The following is a 17,503-nucleotide window of genomic DNA, read 5'->3' on the forward strand; positions in this document are numbered from 1 at the left end:
AGGTAAATACCGGCAAATCCATAAAGTTCAACACAGATGCAAGTCGCTCCCTTCAATTTTTCTTTTTTTTATTCCAATTACTTAAACCAACCCATATTTTTTGGAAGTCGGTTTTAATACTGTTTAAATTTTGTTGGAATTCTTCATATCCGGTTGACTTTTGAGTTTGGATACTGGTAAAAAAATAGTTAACAAGCACCAAAAAAATACTAACGCAAAAACCACCTACTGTAGAACCAGTCAGAACAACTAATCTACGCGGACCTGACTTATATAAAGGCACTACTGCTTTTTCCAGAACAGTAATTGGTGCGATATCCTGATTTTCTTCAAGCCGAGTAAGTTCTAACTCTTTATTTAATGACAGATACAGTTCTTCCTCCATTCTGACCGCTCGTTTCAGTTGCTCTTCTTTTAACTGCAATTCCGGTGATTTACTAATAGCACGGTTCATTTCCTGGAATCTTTTTAAGTTATTTTCAGATTCTTTCAGCCGGGTTTCTGTTTCTTTAAGTTTCTCTTCAACAAATCGGCGTCTAGCACGACTTCGCATAGAAAGAAACTCTAACGATGCGGTTTCTAATTCTGCTGCGATTGAATTTGCTAGTTCTGCTGAAACTTCTGATTTTCCTGTAGTAATTTTAATTGTTAGAATACTGGTTTGAGTATCAGCAGCGGTTTCTATTGTACCGACTAAAGTATTATATAGTGTCTCCTCTTTTACTCTTGGATTATCTATCCCTTTTATCTTAAAAAAATCTAAAATGGCTGTTTCTGACTTTTGACCATTTATTGATATTTTTTTGTTGGCTAACCTTAAAAGAAACCCGCGACTTTTTAGCATTTCGGTATAAAAACCAAACCGGTCACGACCTAACGCATCGCTATATATTCCACCACCTGATTGAGTCCGCGTGGTTAATGCTTCAATTCGTGAAAGCGCACCACCTGCTTGACCAACAAACATCTTAACCTCAGCGGTATACTTTCCGGGCTTAAATATCAACATAACCAGTGAAATTACTGCTACCCAGAAACTAAAAAGAACAACAAATTTCCAATGTTTTAATACCGGATTAACCACAGTTAACAAATTAATCTCATCATTTTGTGTCATTATAATTCTCCATTAGATTTAGTCCTGACGGCACTGAAGCCCGTAAAGGGCTGAAGTGCCGTCTACTGTCATTTTGTGCTTTCTTTAGTTTTTTCTTCAGTTGGCTGTTCTTTTTTGGTTATTATTTCTTCCTTTTTTTTCTCTATTCTTTTTGGGACTTCAATAGTGCAGCCCTCGTAAACTGGCGGGTCAGCCCAGAAACTCCGAACTTTTTTTACTATACCATTCGGATAGATTATTCGGATCCGTTTTCTATCACCTGTCTCGGTTTTTACACCACCACAAGCCTCAAGATAATCATCAAAATCCTTGCCTATATATTGAACCACACCCGGTGTCCAGACCTCGCCTTTAACTTTAACCACATATTCTTTTTCCGGGATAACTAATTGGTCACCATCAAACAGAATCGGGTCGTAAGATGAACCTCGTTTTTGGATTGCTTTTTTCAAGTCCAGATTCACCCGACCTAAATTTTCATAAGTCCGAGTCAGTTGGGCACCTTGCCAGAAACCTGATGGCAACACGCCACCTGCCCGTTTGACCAAATCAGAAACCCGTTCTTCCCGTTTCTGTAAAACATACATACCCGGGAATTTTACCTCGCCTTTTATCTCTACTTTTCGTAGTGGTACGAACTCCGGATTCTCGTAAATAACAATCTCATCATTACTTTGTAAAGTATCGTTTTCTTCGCCAGAAAGGACATTAGTCAAATTCAAACTGATAACTTCGCGTTCTGGTTTATCAGGTTTATATTTGAGCAGGTCCATTTTGTCCATACAAACCGTTTTTCTAAAATCCATGTCGTCAAACCCGCCGACTGTATAAAGGATATCCTTAATAGTTAAATTATCGCTTAACGGATACACACCGGGTTTTTTTACCCTGCCTCTAACTGTGATATACTTTTTACCGCCTTTTAACTCATAGCTAGCATATGTTGTTATTTTATCCATCGGCTGCAAGAGGAATAGTGTAGATAATGCCGTCTGTAACGAAAAAGTAGAAAAGATAGTTGTAAAATCACCACGGGTTCGTACTAAATCCGCTCTCTCCGACAATGCATCCTGATAAAGCCCACCTGCTTTGTCAATCAGCTCATTCAATGTCATGTGCGGCTTATACGCGTAGATACCCGGACTCTTGATACCTTCTCCTTGGATTTCTACAAAATTATCTTCTTTAATCTGTGGTGTTTTCGGGATAGTTACGCTGTCGCCATCTGTAAGTTCAAAATCTCTTGATTTATTCTCAGTATTATTCAGGTCAATATAACTTTTGCCTTTACCAGGTTCCATTCTAACAAGATGAACTGTCTGTGGATATGCAACAGGTGTGAACCCGCCAGCAATCTCAATCAAGTTATTCAATGTCTCGCCTTTTTTCAATTCATAAACTGCAGGTCGTTTTACCTCACCTGAAATTGTGACCTCGCTGCCTTTTACAGGGACAAAAACAACATCACCTGCTTGAAGTTGTAAGACATTATTGTCTATTTTACCCTTTAATAGAAAATCATATGAATCAAAACTTAACTCTTTGCCACTGGCTTTAACAACTCTTATATCCCTTAACGAGCCAGACGGCTTTATACCGCCACTTACTATAAGTGCATTAAAAACAGTTGCTTGTGATGCTGGAATAAGATATGCACCGGGTGTCTGCGTTTCGCCAGAAGTCGTTATTCTGACACCTTTCACCTTACCAATGGTGACATCAACAATTGCGCGAGAGGTACCGGGACTGTACGGGTTTATCTGCGAGGAATACACTTTCGCCATCTGCCCGATAACACGGCTTTTGAGTTGCTCATATGTGAGCCCATTGACAAACACTCTGCCTGCTTCCGGGATATCAATATAACCCTCATTATTGACTTTTAACAGATAGTTAAAAGTTAACTCACCCCAGACATCTATTGCGATTTCATCACCAGGACCGATAAGATAGTTAAGCGATACCGGACCAACCAATTCTTCAGGCGATACTTTCTGCTTAAAAAACCCATAACCATACAGAACTGGTGTGGAAGGAGTAGATGGCAATACCTTATATTTTACCTCTCCATTGACACGGTTGAATAGCGAAAACACAGCAGATATGACAACTACCAAAATACCTAAAAAACCAACTCTTTTCTGTTTTTGCATTTTGCCTCCAATAAAAGTTATTTTATAATAACTATCGTATTTTGTCAATGTGATTTTTGTCACATTGCACAATTCCGACAGCCAGTCCGAGTAATGTCCAGAACGCAAACTGTGTTGCAGACCACAACATCCAATCTGCTATAAATTACATGCTCAAACCATCTGGATCAAGTTAATAGGACGCAGATTTTCGCAGAAAAAACAGATTTAAAATTTATATTTTTATAATCTTCGTAATCTGCGTACATCTGCGTCCAAAAAAGAAAATTCCTATACTATTTAATTATCTGTGAAATTAGAATTCGGAACATAATTAGGCACCATTTCTTTGACTTTCTGGATTATTTTTGCTTCATCTGTTAAAGCAGACAATCGTTCCAATACTTTTATTTCTTTACGAATTTTAATAGCATCAAATTTTTCCGGTTGTGATATGTATATTTTTTCGTTCTTTGTCACTTTATCCTTTTCCTTATCTAAAAGTATTTCTTCGTAGAGTTTCTCGCCCGGACGAAGCCCGATAAATTTTATCTCAATATCTTTGCCAGGTTTCAGTCCTGATAAGGCAATCATGTTTTCAGCTAAATCCGTTATCTTTATCTGCTCACCCATATCTAAAATAAAAATTTCGCCGCCAGTACCAAGCGCACCTGCCTGCAATACTAATTGCGCTGCCTCGGGAATACTCATAAAATATCTTTTTACCTCTGGATGCGTTACTGTAACCGGACCGCCTTCTTCAATCTGCTTCTTGAATAAAGGAACTACACTGCCCGACGAGCCCAGCACATTACCAAACCGAACCGCTATGAATTTTGTTCTGCTAACCTTCGCTTTTGCCTGTAAAATCATCTCTGCAATTCGTTTTGTCACACCCATAATACTCGTCGGATTTACCGCTTTATCGGTAGAAATCAGGACGAATCTTTCTACTTTATAATGATTTGCCGCATAGATAAGATTCCTTGTGCCTATAATATTAACCTTAACCGCTGAAGATGGATTCCCTTCCATAAGCGGCACATGTTTATGGGCAGCAGCGTGAAAAATAACCTGCGGTTTATAGGTGGTAAAGATATGTCTTAGCATACCTACATCTCTGATATCACCGATGATAGTTTTATATTTTACTTCCGGATATTTTAAGTCAAATTCAAGCCCGAGATAATGAATAAAATTTTCATGATTGTCAAAAAATACGATTTCGTCAGGTCTAAAACGGGCTATCTGACGGCATAATTCCGAACCAATTGAACCGCCTGCACCTGTTACCAGAATCCGTTTGTTTTTAAGATAAGAACTGATTTCGGTCTCGTCTATATTTACTGGTTTTCTGCCTAAAAGGTCTTCAGGCTGAACCTTGTGTGGTTTTAATTCAAGCCGACCTGAAATAATTTTATCAAAGCCAGGCACAATTTTTATACTTGCATCTGTAAGTTCACAATAAGAAAGGATACTTCTTATCACTTCACCTTTCGCAGATGGTATCGCTAAAATCAGTTCTTCAACATTATATTTAGCAACAATATCCGGTATAATTTTTTTCCCACCAAAAATTTTTACACCAAAAATTGAATGTCCTTTTTTAGCAGTGTCATCATCAATAAATCCGACAACATTCAGTCCTGCAAGCGGGTTATTCTGACATTCTCTTAAAACCGCAATACCGGATTGACCTGCACCGATAATCAAAACATTTTTCTTTTTTACTGTTTCTGTTATCTGAAACTTTTCTCTCAAAAGCCGAGTAAAAAATCGCACACCTGCTATAAACGCCGTGCATAAAATGAAATCAATTATGAAAACAGACCGTGGATAGCCAATGAATGTGTGATAGAAAAATACCGCTGATGCAAAAACGCCGCTGGAAAGAAAATTGGCCAGTATTATATTCCACAAATCAACAATACTGACATACCGCCACAGCCCTGAAAACAATCCAAAAAAATAAAAGAAAAGAAGCTTTACTACAACCAAAAGAGGAAGTGTTTTAGAAACCGCAGTCCAATTTTCCTGTGGGAATGTGAATTCAAACCGCAAGCAGAATGCTCCGAGATATGCAGTAATTATTAATGCTAAATGAAATATTATGATAAGCGGTCTACGAGATTTATCAATAAATTTCTTTATCATTTTTGGAAAAATTCTTTAATGGTTTCTATTACAATTCCAATCTCTTCGTTGTTGAGTTCCGGATACATTGGAAGTGATATTACCTCTGCCGATATTTGTTCTGTCTTCGGCAATTTGAAGTGAGACAGTCCGAGTGCTGTTTGTTTATGTATTGGTGTGGGCCAAGAGACCAAAACCTCAATCCCGTTTTCTTTGAGATATTTAACAAGTTCGTTCCGCTTTTTTGTTCTTATGACATAATTCTGATAGGTATCAAAATAATCCGAACCTGAAATCGGATGAATTAAAATGTCTCCGACACCGGATAGTTCTTTATCATAGATTTTTGCGATTTCACGGCGCCTTTCAACCCACCTCTCAAAATAATTCATTTTCATATTTAGAATCGCGGCATGCAGATTATCCAGCCGCGTACACCAACCGAAACATTCTATAACTTCCACCGACTCAACTCTGCCGTTATCTCTGAATGCACGGATTTTTCTTGCAAGAGCGTCATCATTGGTGCAAACCATTCCGCCGTCGCCTGCAGTTCCCAATAATTTTGCTGGATAGAAACTAAAAATTCCGGCGGTTCCGAATGAGGCACATCTCCTTCCTTTAAACTTTGCACCAAGTGCCTGTGCGGCATCTTCTACGACAATCAGATTGTATTTTTTGGCAATCTCCATTATTTTATCCATCTGACAGGCGTGACCATTTAAGTGAACAGGGATAATTCCTCGTGTTTTTGCTGTTACTGCTTTCTCAATTTGGTCAACATCCATATTAAAATCATCTTTTATATCAATAAGAACTGGTTTTGCTCCACATTGAACAATCGCTCCAATGGTTGCAACAAATGTATGGGAAACTGTTATTACTTCATCACCGGGTTTGAATAATGCCTGTGCTGAAAGATAAAGAGCATCTGTGCCTGTATTTACACCTATAGCATATTTAGTCCCAACATATTCTGCAATTCTTTTTTCAAAATTTTCTAAATCCTGTCTTAAAATAAAATCTCCGCCGGACATTATCTTTTCCCAGACACCGTCAAATTCTTTTTTCAACATCTGATACTGCTTCGGATAATTTACGAATCGTACTTTATAAGTCACACAAAACCTCGCTTTCTTAAAATTTTTTTGACCGCTTCGGTTATTTTTTTATAGTTGGGATAATACGCATTTTCCAGAGTGCAGCTCGCAGGTGCGGGACAATCAGATAGAGCAACCCTTATTACCGGTGATTTAAGATACCGTAATAAATTTTCTGAAACAAATGCCGATATTTCGCCAGACACACCGAATGATTTCCAACCGACATCCGCAATAACCAACCGTCTCGTTTTTTTCACGGAACTTAAAACCAAGTTTTTGTCAAACGGCTTGACCGTTCTTAAATCAATCACTTCCGCATCAATCCCGATTTTTTCCAGTTCAATCGCTGCTTTTATCGATTGATACGCCATATAAGAAATACCAATAACAGTAACATCCGTACCTTTTCGTCTGATAATTCCTTTACTGATTGGTATTGAATAGATTTTTTCGGGAACATTTTCTTCAATGGAATACAGCCATCTATCGTCAATAAAAATCACCGGATTATCATCTTCAATTGCGGAAATCATTAGTCCTTTGGCATCAAAAGGTGTAGACGGCATAACAACTTTTAAGCCGGGAATATGTGCAAATATAGAATGAAACACCTGCGAGTGTTGTGCCGCCTGTTCGCCACCGCGATTTATTATTCCCCAAATAACTACCGGCACTGACATTTTTCCACCAGACATATAATGCCAGTTTGCCGCCTCGTTTATAATCGGGTCCATTGCATAAAGCATAAAATCCATTCTCGGATGAACGATTACCGGCCTCATACCAGCAATTGCTGCACCAACGGCACTACCAGTAATCGCATTTTCGGAAACGGGAGTATCAATTATTCTTTCAGTACCAAATTTTTCAAGAAGTCCTCTACAAGTATTACCTACATACCATGGACTTTTCACACCCTGACCAATAAGGAAAACGGATTTATCTTTCGCCATCATCTGATGAAGTGCTTCGTTTATCGACAGTGAATAAGATAATTTTCTATTCTTTGAAGACATATTTTGTTAATTCACTTTCTTTTGGATATGGACTTTTTTTTGCAAAATCATATGCGACTTTTACTTTTGCTTCAATTTCACTTTTTATCTTTTCTATTTTTTCTGGATTTACAATTTTATTTTTGAGAAGATAATTTTCAAATTTTTTGAGCGGATCTTTTTTCTGCCACCTTACTATTTCCGCTTTCGGTCTTATATCGGTACGGGTTCCCTGAATGTTGTCGTCAGGACCTACATGACCGCGAAGCCGATAAGTCAAAAATTCAATAAAAACCGGACCGGCGCCAGAGCGACATAATTCGGCAGATTTTTCTGCGACTTCATAAACTTTTAACACATCGTTGCCATCTACTCTGAAACTTTTTATACTAAACGGCTTGGCAATTTTGTAAATATCATTATTGGGACGGCATTCTTTTATTGGCATATGAGTTGAGTACAGATTATTTTCACAGGCAAATATAATTGGTAATTTTTTAAGTGCTGCAAAATTAAGTGATTCGTAAAGCACACCTTCACCACAAGCACCATCACCAAAGAAACTTACTGCTATTCTTTTTTCTTTTCTTATTTTTGAAGCGAGTGCAGAACCTACTGCTAATGAGATTGTACCTGCTACTATTGGCGCGGCACCGAGCATATTATTTTCCAGTGAACAGACATGCATTGAGCCACCACGACCTTTAGAGCAGCCGGTTATTTTACCGTATATCTCTGCAACCATTTCTTTCATACTGCCGCCGTGTGCAAGATAATGCCCGTGAGAACGGTGGTTCCCAAAAATATAATCATCCTTTGTAAGTGCAGCACAGACACCCGTTGCAATCGCTTCCTCACCTGTGTAAAGATGGCATGGTGTTTTTATCTCGCCTTTTACTATCGGCTCTACAAAACTCTCTTCACAGAACCGAATTCTGAGCATTGTTTTATAAAGATTGATTAAAAAAGAAGGAGAATATTTGCTCATCTATTCAGCACCTTAAAAATCGTCTTAAAAATTATCACTGAATCAATCCAGAAAGAGTGTTTTTTAACATATTTTAACTGAAGCCGTTTTTTTTCAGGCCAGATTTTTTCCTGATATGCTTTTTCAGGGTCTAAACTTCCGGCTAAAATCGCACCTTCATCAGAATCCCATAAAGATGCCCAATCAGTAATACCGGGCTTCACAGTTAAAATCTTTTTTTCGTCGTCGCTGAACATATCTACATAAAAAGGCACCTCGGGACGGGGTCCTACAAAACTCATCTCGCCTTTTAAGACATTTATCAACTGAGGCAGTTCGTCAAGTTTATATTTTCTTAAAAATTTACTGACTTTAAGTAACCGTGGGTCATCATCAGCAGTAGACGAAGCACCGATTTTATCCGCATCTACAACCATAGTTCTGAATTTAAACATCCTAAATGTTACCCCATGTCTACCAACCCTGACTCCACGATAAAATACCGGTCCCCTGTCTTCTTTTTTTATTAAAATACCCACAAGCAAAAAAAGCGGCGACAGAATCAGAAGTCCTAAAAACGAAAAAATAATATCAAACAATCTTTTCATAGTGATGGTTTAAATTTCTTCAAATACTGGGCTTGCCGATACAACTCAAATGCAGTTTTGAGTTTTTTCTCAAATGGCTCTCTGGCAAACAGCTGACGACATTTTTCCTTTGACTTAAATAAACTCTTCCGGTATTTTTCAACATCTTTTTGATTTTGAGCAATCCGATTATTCATAGTATTTCTTCATAAAATCATCAAACTTGTCAGATAAATTATGCTTATGCATTGTAACATTAGTTTTTGATAACATCATAATGCCTGCCGAGTTTTTTGCTGGCAACGTTCTTTGTAAATTGCCACGACACACCGATTTTTTGCCGGTTGCGGCGTTTTGCCCAGTGCTGAACTTCACGGGAAAATTTGGTCATAGTTCCCAATCGTCTGTCAATACATTGCTTCGTAAGTGCTGAAAGTTCTATCTCCGCCATATTCAGCCAGCTGGCTTTCTTGGGAGTATAGACCATCTGGAAACGCTGAGTCATCCAAAACGCATCTTCCGGCAGAAAGTTTTCGTAAAACGAAGACGGAGAATGCGTGTTGAGATTATCCTGGACCAGCAAGATTTTCTCGGCATCGCGATACTTTTTCTCAAGTTGTCTCATAAAATCAGCATAGTCCTTTTTCGTTCTTCGCTCTTTGACAGCGACAATACGTTTTCCCGCTAACGGCTCGACAGCGAGCATGACGCAGCAGGTTCCGTTTCTTTTGTAATGATGGTCTTCACGCAAAACCTGTCCCTTTTTCATATGTATTGGGGCAACGACATCTTTAAGCAGCTGGCACGGACGCTCGTCAAAACAGACGACCGGTCGCCGCGGGTCATATGGACGCTCGTATACATCAAGAACCTCTTCCATGCGCCAGATGAACGCCGAAGTAATCTGACCGATGCACCATTGTTTTTTCAGGTGAGGGCTAAGTTCGTTTTTTTTAAAACCCTCTTCACCGTCTGATGTGAAATGTTGTCTACTATGTCCAACTCGACCATCGTATCGGCAATCAGACGCAATGTCCAGCGGTTGCGGCCGTTCGGCGGCTTTGAGCATGCTATTGCTGTGATTTTTGCTTTGTCCCGGCCGGTAAATTTACCCGGAGCACCGGGACGGGGCTGCTCTTTGATGGCTGCTTCCAATCCGTCGTGCACATAGCGGTAACGCACAGTTCGCACCGTGTTGCGCGCCGTACCCAATGTTTCTATTATCTGGGTGTCAGTTTTTCGCTTGTCAGCCATCAGTAATATCCGGCACCTTGTCAGAGTTCGTGCCTTCTGGACTCCTTTGGCTATTAGTTCTTTCAAATACTTCCGCTCTTTCGGTTTCAGTGCTACAAGATTCTTCTTCTTTCCCATGTATGCTACCTCCTTTTTGGAGATAGTATACAATATTTTTTGTTTGTTGTCAAGTATTTATGTTACACTACACTTAACTAAAATATCTTTTAAAAATATATCTATATCTTTAGTTGTAAAAGGCTCGGTATAATAAATGGTTGCCACAGCACCGCCAATAGCATACTCTTTAAGTGTCCCCGCCTGACACATTCTATTTATCACATTGAATACTTTTTCTATTTCTTCGTTTTTCATCTTTCAATTTTTCCTTAAAATTGTAACCATCTGACCTACTAAAAAAGGGAATAATTTTTGCAGAATAAAATAAAAACTCGGAATATTTTTGGAAATGAACCGCCCAACCGGCGGCACTAACGCACCTCTGTAAACCTTAAAAACTGATGTTTCGGAACCGACACCAAAAAGATTGGCAATTCTCTTTTTTGATAAACCCTTATATGTTTTGTTAAACGGGTGAGAATATCTCCAATCAATTAGCATGATGTAACCCCCTTTTTTAGTAACCCTTACCATTTCTTTCGCTACTTTATCAGACAAATCATCATCCGTCATTTGAAGAAACATTGTTGACTCCATAACGCAATCAAAAAAGTCATCTTCAAATTTCAGGCAACCGGCATCGCCATGCGTCCAACTGATATTGGGAAATCTATCTTTTGCCTTCACAATACTATCTTCAAGAATGTCCACACCGTAGAGATTTGAAGGTGAAAAACCCAACTTAAGAAGATTAAGGATACTCGCTCCATTACCACAGCCAACATCTAAAACCTTTACAGTTTGTGGCTCAAGTTTTGTTGATGCTATGGCTTGAATTATTGACCTGTCAAGGGCGAGTATCTGAAACAAAACTTCCGGATTTTTTAATAGGTCATTTCTGTCTTTCCCTTTTCTGTTATAGTACTCTTTGTAAATCTCGGTTGTTTTTTGTTCAATCTCATTTAACATTTCAATTCACCTTTGCTTTTTTAACGCATATCAGCCAAAAATTTTTAGAAACCAAAACTTTCCCTAAACCAACAATTGAACCAAAGCCATAAGCAATATGAAGTGCCGCAAAAATAATTGGTAAGACCAAAAAATATCTGAAATTTTTTTCTTGAATTGCTATTTTAGCAGAAAAATATAAATTTGCCAATATATAAGCCAAAATTATTATTAAAAAAAGATAAATAAATACTGTGCTAAAAAATGATAAAATCAAACTTCCGAACAAACTAGCTACAAAAACCAAAGGAATAAAATGCCTCAATCTAACAGGTATGTGCTCAGTAAATTTCATCGGATATATAGCCCACACACCATTTCTGAAATTATTTTTACAGAATGATTTAAAATCCGAGCGGGTATAATAATAAGAGATTATATCTGGAAACAACATTATCTTACCACCACTTTTTTTTAGCCGGATATTGAATTCCATATCCTGACTACTAGAAAGATTCTCGTTGAAATATCCAATTTTGTCAAAAATTTCTCTTTTGTAACAGCCACCAAATACAGTATCCGTTTCTTTCGGTTGGTTTGCACCTGTCCTGAAATCTGAATTTCCAACCCCAAAACGACTTGTTAAAACATTTATAATCGCTCTACCAATAAAAGTATCATTCTGTGGTGAAGTTACCATTCTCCCACCAACATTGTCTGCATTATATTCATGCAAATATTTTATACATTTTGAAATATAATCTTTTTCATAAGCAGCATGCGCATCCATTCTTATAATAATTTCACCTTTAGCATTTTTAATACCAATATTTAATGCACAAGGAGTGATTTTTTTCAGATTCTCCAAAAGTTTGATGAATGAATATTTTTCACTGTAATTTTTAACTATTTTCTTGGTCTCATCATCACTCAGCCCATCAACAACTAAAACCTCAAGATTATCTTTTGGATAATCCTGAACAATAATAGAATCAAGACATTTACCAATGAACTTTTCTTCATTCCGACAGGGAATAATAACTGAAACGACTGAAACAAATGATTGCATAATTAAAATTCTTTTTAATTACTTTAAACTATAGACCATTTACCAATAATCAATAATCAATATGGGTTGAGCAATTCCATTTTCAAATATGGTATCTGATTCTCCTTGTTTTGCTCCTTGTATGAAAATTGAGAGTTTATTTAAAAGCAATAAAGTGGTATCCACTACGGGTTCCCAATTCTTAATATATCCTGTAAAAATAGAATAAGTTTGCCAGTTTCCTTGGCATTCTATTGGTTTTTTTAACAATATTATATTTTCCACTTCTCTATATATTATTGCAAGGTTATCGCCAATCTGAAATATTTCTGGACGGCTTATCGGTAGTGATAAAGTACCCATACCAGCAAGCTCAAAATCTAAGTTCCGTGATGTAACTTGCTCCACGGCAATTAAATTGTTGTGTTTAAGATCGTAGGAAATCATATAAATTTGAGGTATGCCTTTCTTATCGTTAGCATAATACACTATTCTGAATATATATCGTGAATCTATAAAAGCACCACACTGATTTATAAGATTGCTACCTTGAGGAATAATCATTAGAGGAGGAATCTCTCTCCTGCCATCTATTGGAAGATCTATTAATTGAGCACTATTGCTATCTTTAAAAGTTAATCCAAAATTGTCACTATAAATTACATAAATATTTTCATTGGAATTAGGATTATCGTTTTTGACACGACACGTGTATGCTATAGCAACATAATTATCCCTTATGCCAATAGTATTTATGTAAACGGAAGCAATATTATTTGCCTTTATAAGTGAAATATGGTACTTTTGCCAAGTTCCGGTTGATGTATCGTATTTATTTATTGCCATAGTATTGGCATCGTCATTACGATATACCAACAAAAGGTGATTGCCGAGATTATAAAACTGTGGGTAGGTTATATTCTTACAGGGAAGATTCAATAAATGAAAATCGGTTGAAATAATATCAATTTTTCCTTCTTGGAGTGAAACAATTTTAAGTTTTAGATAATATGGCACTGTTGCATGAGCACCACAGATTAGATGTAAATAACCGTCGTTTGAATATCCCATATTTATTGAACAATGCCCATCGCCTAATAATCTAGCCATCATTTCATTTTTAAGTGTTCTGTAGAATACACGATTTTTTGTTAAATCTCTAAAAGCCAACACAATGTCCCCTTCACTGCCAAAATATGATATAATCTGAACATTATTTAGAGTCATTAAACCGCTTTTCCGGAATACCGAAAGGTTTATGCTGCTCTTTCCATATCCCTTGGTTCTCAATTGCAGAATATTGATATTTCTTTGACTTTTGAACTTTGCGATGTTATTACACCCTTCTGTTAGTAAGTTTTGAGAAACCATGAGATAAAAAATTAATGCTATTTTGTTTATCATTGAAATAATTTTATGAATTAAAAACAATTTTTATTACTTCAAAATATATATCAAACATTTTTCTTTGCAAAAATATTAGATAAAAAAGACAGCGAAAAAAAGAAATAACTAAAATCATTCCTTTAACGATAAGGTAGGATAGGTGGCTTTTATGTTTTCTAAAAAAATTCAATATCCCTTTAACTTCTTCCTTTATAAGTGATGGCTGATTTTCAGTGGTCTGCTTTCCGTAATGAATCACCTTTACAGCAGGATAAAAAATAATTTTCCACCCCTTCTTTTTAAATCTGTAATGCCATTCTGTTTCTTCACCATAAGCCAATGAAACCTCATCCATCAGCCCTACTTCTTGAATTGCTTTTCTTCTAACCAACACACATGCCCCTTTTACTGTGTCTATTTTGCATATTTTGTCATGCTTCCAAAATCTTGATGCACCTTTTTTGTAAAATAACGATACTAATTTATATGTAAAATTATTAAATGGAATTAACTTTCTAACTCCTGTAAGGTTCAGAAAAACTGTGAATAAAGACGGAAAACTGTAAGTGGATTGCTGTAAGGAAAAATCTGGATTTAAAAGTTTGGGACTAATTACCGCTACATCAGGGTGTATATCTAAATAATTTATGAGTTGTTCTATCGCTTTATCTAATAACACTGTGTCATCATTTAAAATAAGAATATATTCTCCACCCGTTATTTTTATAATATGGTTGTGATTGGCAGCAAATCCTTTTTTTTCTTTATTTATTATAATATGTACTTCAGGAAATTGGATTTTTATTTTTTTTAAGATTTCTTGTGAACTCAAATTTGAAGTGACAAAAATTTCTATTGGCCATTTATATGTTTTATAGATAGATTCTAAACATTGTAAAATGAGTTCTTCGTTTCTTCCTATAACAATAGATACATCAATCTTATTCATAGATTTCTCTTTTTTTTAATTTTATGGCTATCAAATACATACTGAATAATAACCATGATAGTAAGATGGTATTATAGTTAAATAAACTTACAACGGGACTCCAGAGAGTAATAAAGTAAAAGAATACTAAACTTTGGATGTGTGTAATTTTGCCTTGAACAACTCCACGATAAGACCATCCACCAATTATTCCAAATATAAAAAGAATAAGAAGTGAACCGTGTAAAGTAAAATCTTCTATAAGTCCACGAAAAATTGTATAGACATTGGTAAATTCTCTTGGAGCAACTTCAACAGAAGATATATAAATACCTATATGCCGTTTGGTTAAACCAATTAAATCATACAATCCTGCAAAACTAAAACATCCAAGTGTCGGCTCCATTTTTTCTATCCAGTTTTGCTCAAACCAATATGAAAATGCTGATATCTCTCCAAAAAACCACGATCTGTTATGAGACCACACTTCGGGAAGTGTTCTTTCCCAAGTTTTCCAGTAACCATATCTAGAAAAGGCAAGGGCAAAAAACATAACTATAATAAAAATGATTATCCCAAAGATTGCAACAAAATATTTTATATTGAAAAGTTTGGTCCTACCGCTATCTAATAAAATTTTACTAGAAAGATAAGAGGAAACCCATAAAACCCCAGGAATCAAAATACTAGCACGAGTAGTTTGAACAACTCCGGATATTACTGCTGGTAAAAACGGTAATAATGATATTAAGCGACAAGCTTTTGATGAACTGAAAGCAAATAAAGTACCGCCCAAAAAAGTTCCAAGATAAACAAAAGTTAATAATATCCTTGATAAAAATGGCGGTTCATAACCTTCCAAATAACGAGCAATAGAAAATACTCTACCCATTTCTTTGACGGCATCAAAAGAAAATAACGAAAAAAAAGAATATCCCTTTGATTGAAGAAGAATATACACTGATGCTAACCCAAGAATTGTGGAAATCAATATAATTTGCTTTATGCCAGGTAATTTTAATTTATTGTTATTAATTGCTGTAAAATGGGTATCAATCTTAAACAAACCTCGTCCCAAACCGATTATACTACCAACATAGACTGCAAAAGAAGCAACAAAAATCCATAATATCACTTTTGACCCGACATAATAATCTGGTGCTCCTATAAAAGATATTACAACAAAAACTGTCCAATATAAAGTGAAGAACACTCCGGGAGACAACCAGTTACCTTGTTGTATCCTAGCAAATAAAGTTAATGATACTAACAGCAGCACTGTAATAATTAATCCGTTCATTTTATGCTTTTATTATTTTAGGAATTTGTCTTAACCATTCTATTTTTAGCGACCACAAAATTGAAAAATAAAGGATGAACAAGAAGATCTCAAAAATCACAAAACGATAAGAATAAATCAAAAATGGTTTGCTCAAAATTGCTACGATGTGTAATAAAATATTGATAATTATTACTTCTAACAAGTTATTTGTCCATTTTTTTTGAACTTCTTGGTTTATTTTTATAATCGGAAAATAGGTTAAAATTCCTAAACATATCACGCTAAAACTAAAAGCAATACCTAAATTAACAATTGGAACAAAAAATTTAAATATACACAATAACATTGGCGTTGATAAGAGAAAAATACCTAAAGATACAAAAAGATTTATGGTGTTCAATGGTTTAATTGCAACTGCATCTAAAATATTTCGCATTCCTATATAAAAGACAAAAAACATTATTGAAACAAATATACTACGTAACACCGGAACCGCGTCTAAAAAATCAGCACCAAGCCAGTATTTTACAATAAAATCAGCGAAGATTATTAGTTGAATAGATACAAAAATGGATAAATGAAAAATAGATGCAAGAAAAAAAACCAAATTTTCCTTTATTGTTTTTTCTCGCCCCTCTCTTATCAAACTGCTAACTTTGGGAAGAATAATTATACCTAACGGTGCCATTGCACTACCTGCTGCACTCAGTAAACTTTGACTTATTGAAAGATACCCTACCTCTTGAATAGATACAAAATGAACTGCTATAATTGGTCCCAAAGATAGAAGCCCGAAAAAAGCAAAATCACCAAAAACTCTTGGAAAAGAATAAGAAACTAACTCTTTCAAACATTCTCTTAATTGTCCTTTTTCACCGTGAATAAAAAATTCGTTGATAAAAAACATAAAAAATATCCCAGTAATTACAATATTACTTATACCGATTAAACTTATTAGTCCTGCAATTCTTATAGTTTTAATAAATAGCAAAATTAACAGCGGCACTAAAGCTATATTTATAATCTGGAAACAATTAAGGGTTTTAATTAGTAATCTGCCACGAAAATATGAATAGAGCAATGTGTGTGATACAAAACCAAATATAAAAAAAGAAGATGGTAAAACAAAATTGACATAATATGGAAATCTAAAAAATATTTTAGTAAATTGTATTTTGAATAGATTTGCAAAAAGCAAAAAAATAAAAGTAAAAATTATTACTATGCTTGCTCCCGTTTTTATATATGCACTTCTCTGCTTTTCATCCTTTGAGATTGCTATATATCGTGGCATCCCAATCCCTATTCCCAAAAGCAATATAGGACTTAAAAAACCAACTATCCGTCTAATTAAAGTATATTCTCCTATACCTTTCGGTCCAAAATTTTTTGCTACTAACCTATAAATAACGAAAAATGTTAATAGAATTATTGCCTCAGTAATAAATGTGAAAGAAATATCTTTTAGTATAGGTCTTATCTTAAACCTCATTGTTTTAATACTGAAATTCCAAATTTTTTTTA

15 protein-coding genes and 1 pseudogene are annotated in these 17,503 nt (G+C 35.6%); all 16 read right to left on the reverse strand.

From position 1 onward, the window contains the following. Positions 1 to 52: 52 nt before the first annotated feature. Positions 53 to 1,117 (reverse strand): GNVR domain-containing protein, encoded by a 1,065-nt coding sequence (locus AB1349_01980; GenBank protein MEW6556106.1) that lies wholly within the window; start codon positions 1,115 to 1,117, stop codon positions 53 to 55. Positions 1,118 to 1,185: 68 nt separating this feature from the next. Then, on the reverse strand, positions 1,186 to 3,270 hold the full coding sequence (locus AB1349_01985; protein ID MEW6556107.1) for an SLBB domain-containing protein: 2,085 nt from the start codon (positions 3,268 to 3,270) through the stop codon (positions 1,186 to 1,188). Between the two features lie 279 nt (positions 3,271 to 3,549). Next, complete coding sequence (locus tag AB1349_01990) at positions 3,550 to 5,403, reverse strand: nucleoside-diphosphate sugar epimerase/dehydratase (protein MEW6556108.1); 1,854 nt, start codon at positions 5,401 to 5,403, stop codon at positions 3,550 to 3,552. Continuing rightward, the gene (locus tag AB1349_01995) at positions 5,400 to 6,503 is read right to left on the reverse strand and encodes a DegT/DnrJ/EryC1/StrS family aminotransferase (GenBank protein ID MEW6556109.1); all 1,104 of its coding nucleotides are present in this window, start codon (positions 6,501 to 6,503) and stop codon (positions 5,400 to 5,402) included. The genes AB1349_01990 and AB1349_01995 overlap by 4 nt, the downstream gene beginning before the upstream one ends. Then, the gene (locus AB1349_02000) at positions 6,500 to 7,501 is read right to left on the reverse strand and encodes a pyruvate dehydrogenase complex E1 component subunit beta (protein ID MEW6556110.1); all 1,002 of its coding nucleotides are present in this window, start codon (positions 7,499 to 7,501) and stop codon (positions 6,500 to 6,502) included. Before AB1349_02000 ends, AB1349_01995 begins: the two co-directional genes overlap by 4 nt. Beyond that, positions 7,485 to 8,468 carry a thiamine pyrophosphate-dependent dehydrogenase E1 component subunit alpha gene (locus AB1349_02005; GenBank protein ID MEW6556111.1) on the reverse strand — a complete coding sequence of 328 codons (984 nt, stop codon included), beginning with the start codon at positions 8,466 to 8,468 and terminating at the stop codon, positions 7,485 to 7,487. The genes AB1349_02000 and AB1349_02005 overlap by 17 nt, the downstream gene beginning before the upstream one ends. Beyond that, complete coding sequence (locus AB1349_02010; protein MEW6556112.1) at positions 8,465 to 9,055, reverse strand: sugar transferase; 591 nt, start codon at positions 9,053 to 9,055, stop codon at positions 8,465 to 8,467. Before AB1349_02010 ends, AB1349_02005 begins: the two co-directional genes overlap by 4 nt. Continuing rightward, complete coding sequence (locus tag AB1349_02015) at positions 9,052 to 9,231, reverse strand: hypothetical protein (protein ID MEW6556113.1); 180 nt, start codon at positions 9,229 to 9,231, stop codon at positions 9,052 to 9,054. The genes AB1349_02010 and AB1349_02015 overlap by 4 nt, the downstream gene beginning before the upstream one ends. A 59-nt stretch (positions 9,232 to 9,290) precedes the next feature. Further along, a pseudogene (locus AB1349_02020) lies at positions 9,291 to 10,405 on the reverse strand (IS630 family transposase). Positions 10,406 to 10,462: 57 nt separating this feature from the next. Continuing rightward, positions 10,463 to 10,642: a hypothetical protein gene (locus AB1349_02025; GenBank protein MEW6556114.1), complete on the reverse strand. Its 180-nt coding sequence runs from the start codon at positions 10,640 to 10,642 to the stop codon at positions 10,463 to 10,465. Positions 10,643 to 10,645: 3 nt separating this feature from the next. Next, on the reverse strand, positions 10,646 to 11,356 hold the full coding sequence (locus AB1349_02030; GenBank protein ID MEW6556115.1) for a class I SAM-dependent methyltransferase: 711 nt from the start codon (positions 11,354 to 11,356) through the stop codon (positions 10,646 to 10,648). A 1-nt stretch (position 11,357) separates the two neighbouring features. Continuing rightward, positions 11,358 to 12,404: a glycosyltransferase gene (locus tag AB1349_02035; protein MEW6556116.1), complete on the reverse strand. Its 1,047-nt coding sequence runs from the start codon at positions 12,402 to 12,404 to the stop codon at positions 11,358 to 11,360. 39 nt (positions 12,405 to 12,443) lie between these two features. After that, positions 12,444 to 13,787, reverse strand: coding sequence for a BNR-4 repeat-containing protein (locus tag AB1349_02040; GenBank protein MEW6556117.1), 1,344 nt, complete (start codon positions 13,785 to 13,787; stop codon positions 12,444 to 12,446). Between the two features lie 10 nt (positions 13,788 to 13,797). Then, positions 13,798 to 14,718 (reverse strand): glycosyltransferase family 2 protein, encoded by a 921-nt coding sequence (locus AB1349_02045; GenBank protein MEW6556118.1) that lies wholly within the window; start codon positions 14,716 to 14,718, stop codon positions 13,798 to 13,800. After that, positions 14,711 to 15,997, reverse strand: coding sequence for an O-antigen polymerase (locus AB1349_02050; protein ID MEW6556119.1), 1,287 nt, complete (start codon positions 15,995 to 15,997; stop codon positions 14,711 to 14,713). Before AB1349_02050 ends, AB1349_02045 begins: the two co-directional genes overlap by 8 nt. Position 15,998: 1 nt before the next feature. Then, entirely contained in the window at positions 15,999 to 17,471 is a 1,473-nt protein-coding gene (locus AB1349_02055) for a lipopolysaccharide biosynthesis protein (protein ID MEW6556120.1), read from the reverse strand. Positions 17,472 to 17,503 lie beyond the last annotated feature (32 nt).

The organism is Elusimicrobiota bacterium (genome assembly GCA_040757695.1).
Taxonomy (GTDB): Bacteria; Elusimicrobiota; UBA8919; order UBA8919; family UBA8919; genus JBFLWK01.

What these genes read in the sequence shown, in the direction of transcription:
- AB1349_02015 (MEW6556113.1), bottom strand. Translation starts at nt 9,231, where the DNA reads ATGAATAATCGGATTGCTCAAAATCAAAAAGATGTTGAAAAATACCGG.
- AB1349_02035 (MEW6556116.1), bottom strand. Translation starts at nt 12,404, where the DNA reads ATGCAATCATTTGTTTCAGTCGTTTCAGTTATTATTCCCTGTCGGAAT.
- AB1349_02025 (MEW6556114.1), bottom strand. Translation starts at nt 10,642, where the DNA reads ATGAAAAACGAAGAAATAGAAAAAGTATTCAATGTGATAAATAGAATG.
- AB1349_02055 (MEW6556120.1), bottom strand. Translation starts at nt 17,471, where the DNA reads ATGAGGTTTAAGATAAGACCTATACTAAAAGATATTTCTTTCACATTT.
- AB1349_02050 (MEW6556119.1), bottom strand. Translation starts at nt 15,997, where the DNA reads ATGAACGGATTAATTATTACAGTGCTGCTGTTAGTATCATTAACTTTA.
- AB1349_02045 (MEW6556118.1), bottom strand. Translation starts at nt 14,718, where the DNA reads ATGAATAAGATTGATGTATCTATTGTTATAGGAAGAAACGAAGAACTC.
- AB1349_02010 (MEW6556112.1), bottom strand. Translation starts at nt 9,055, where the DNA reads ATGAAAAGATTGTTTGATATTATTTTTTCGTTTTTAGGACTTCTGATT.
- AB1349_01980 (MEW6556106.1), bottom strand. Translation starts at nt 1,117, where the DNA reads ATGACACAAAATGATGAGATTAATTTGTTAACTGTGGTTAATCCGGTA.
- AB1349_02030 (MEW6556115.1), bottom strand. Translation starts at nt 11,356, where the DNA reads ATGTTAAATGAGATTGAACAAAAAACAACCGAGATTTACAAAGAGTAC.
- AB1349_01985 (MEW6556107.1), bottom strand. Translation starts at nt 3,270, where the DNA reads ATGCAAAAACAGAAAAGAGTTGGTTTTTTAGGTATTTTGGTAGTTGTC.
- AB1349_01990 (MEW6556108.1), bottom strand. Translation starts at nt 5,403, where the DNA reads ATGATAAAGAAATTTATTGATAAATCTCGTAGACCGCTTATCATAATA.
- AB1349_02040 (MEW6556117.1), bottom strand. Translation starts at nt 13,787, where the DNA reads ATGATAAACAAAATAGCATTAATTTTTTATCTCATGGTTTCTCAAAAC.
- AB1349_02000 (MEW6556110.1), bottom strand. Translation starts at nt 7,501, where the DNA reads ATGTCTTCAAAGAATAGAAAATTATCTTATTCACTGTCGATAAACGAA.
- AB1349_02005 (MEW6556111.1), bottom strand. Translation starts at nt 8,468, where the DNA reads ATGAGCAAATATTCTCCTTCTTTTTTAATCAATCTTTATAAAACAATG.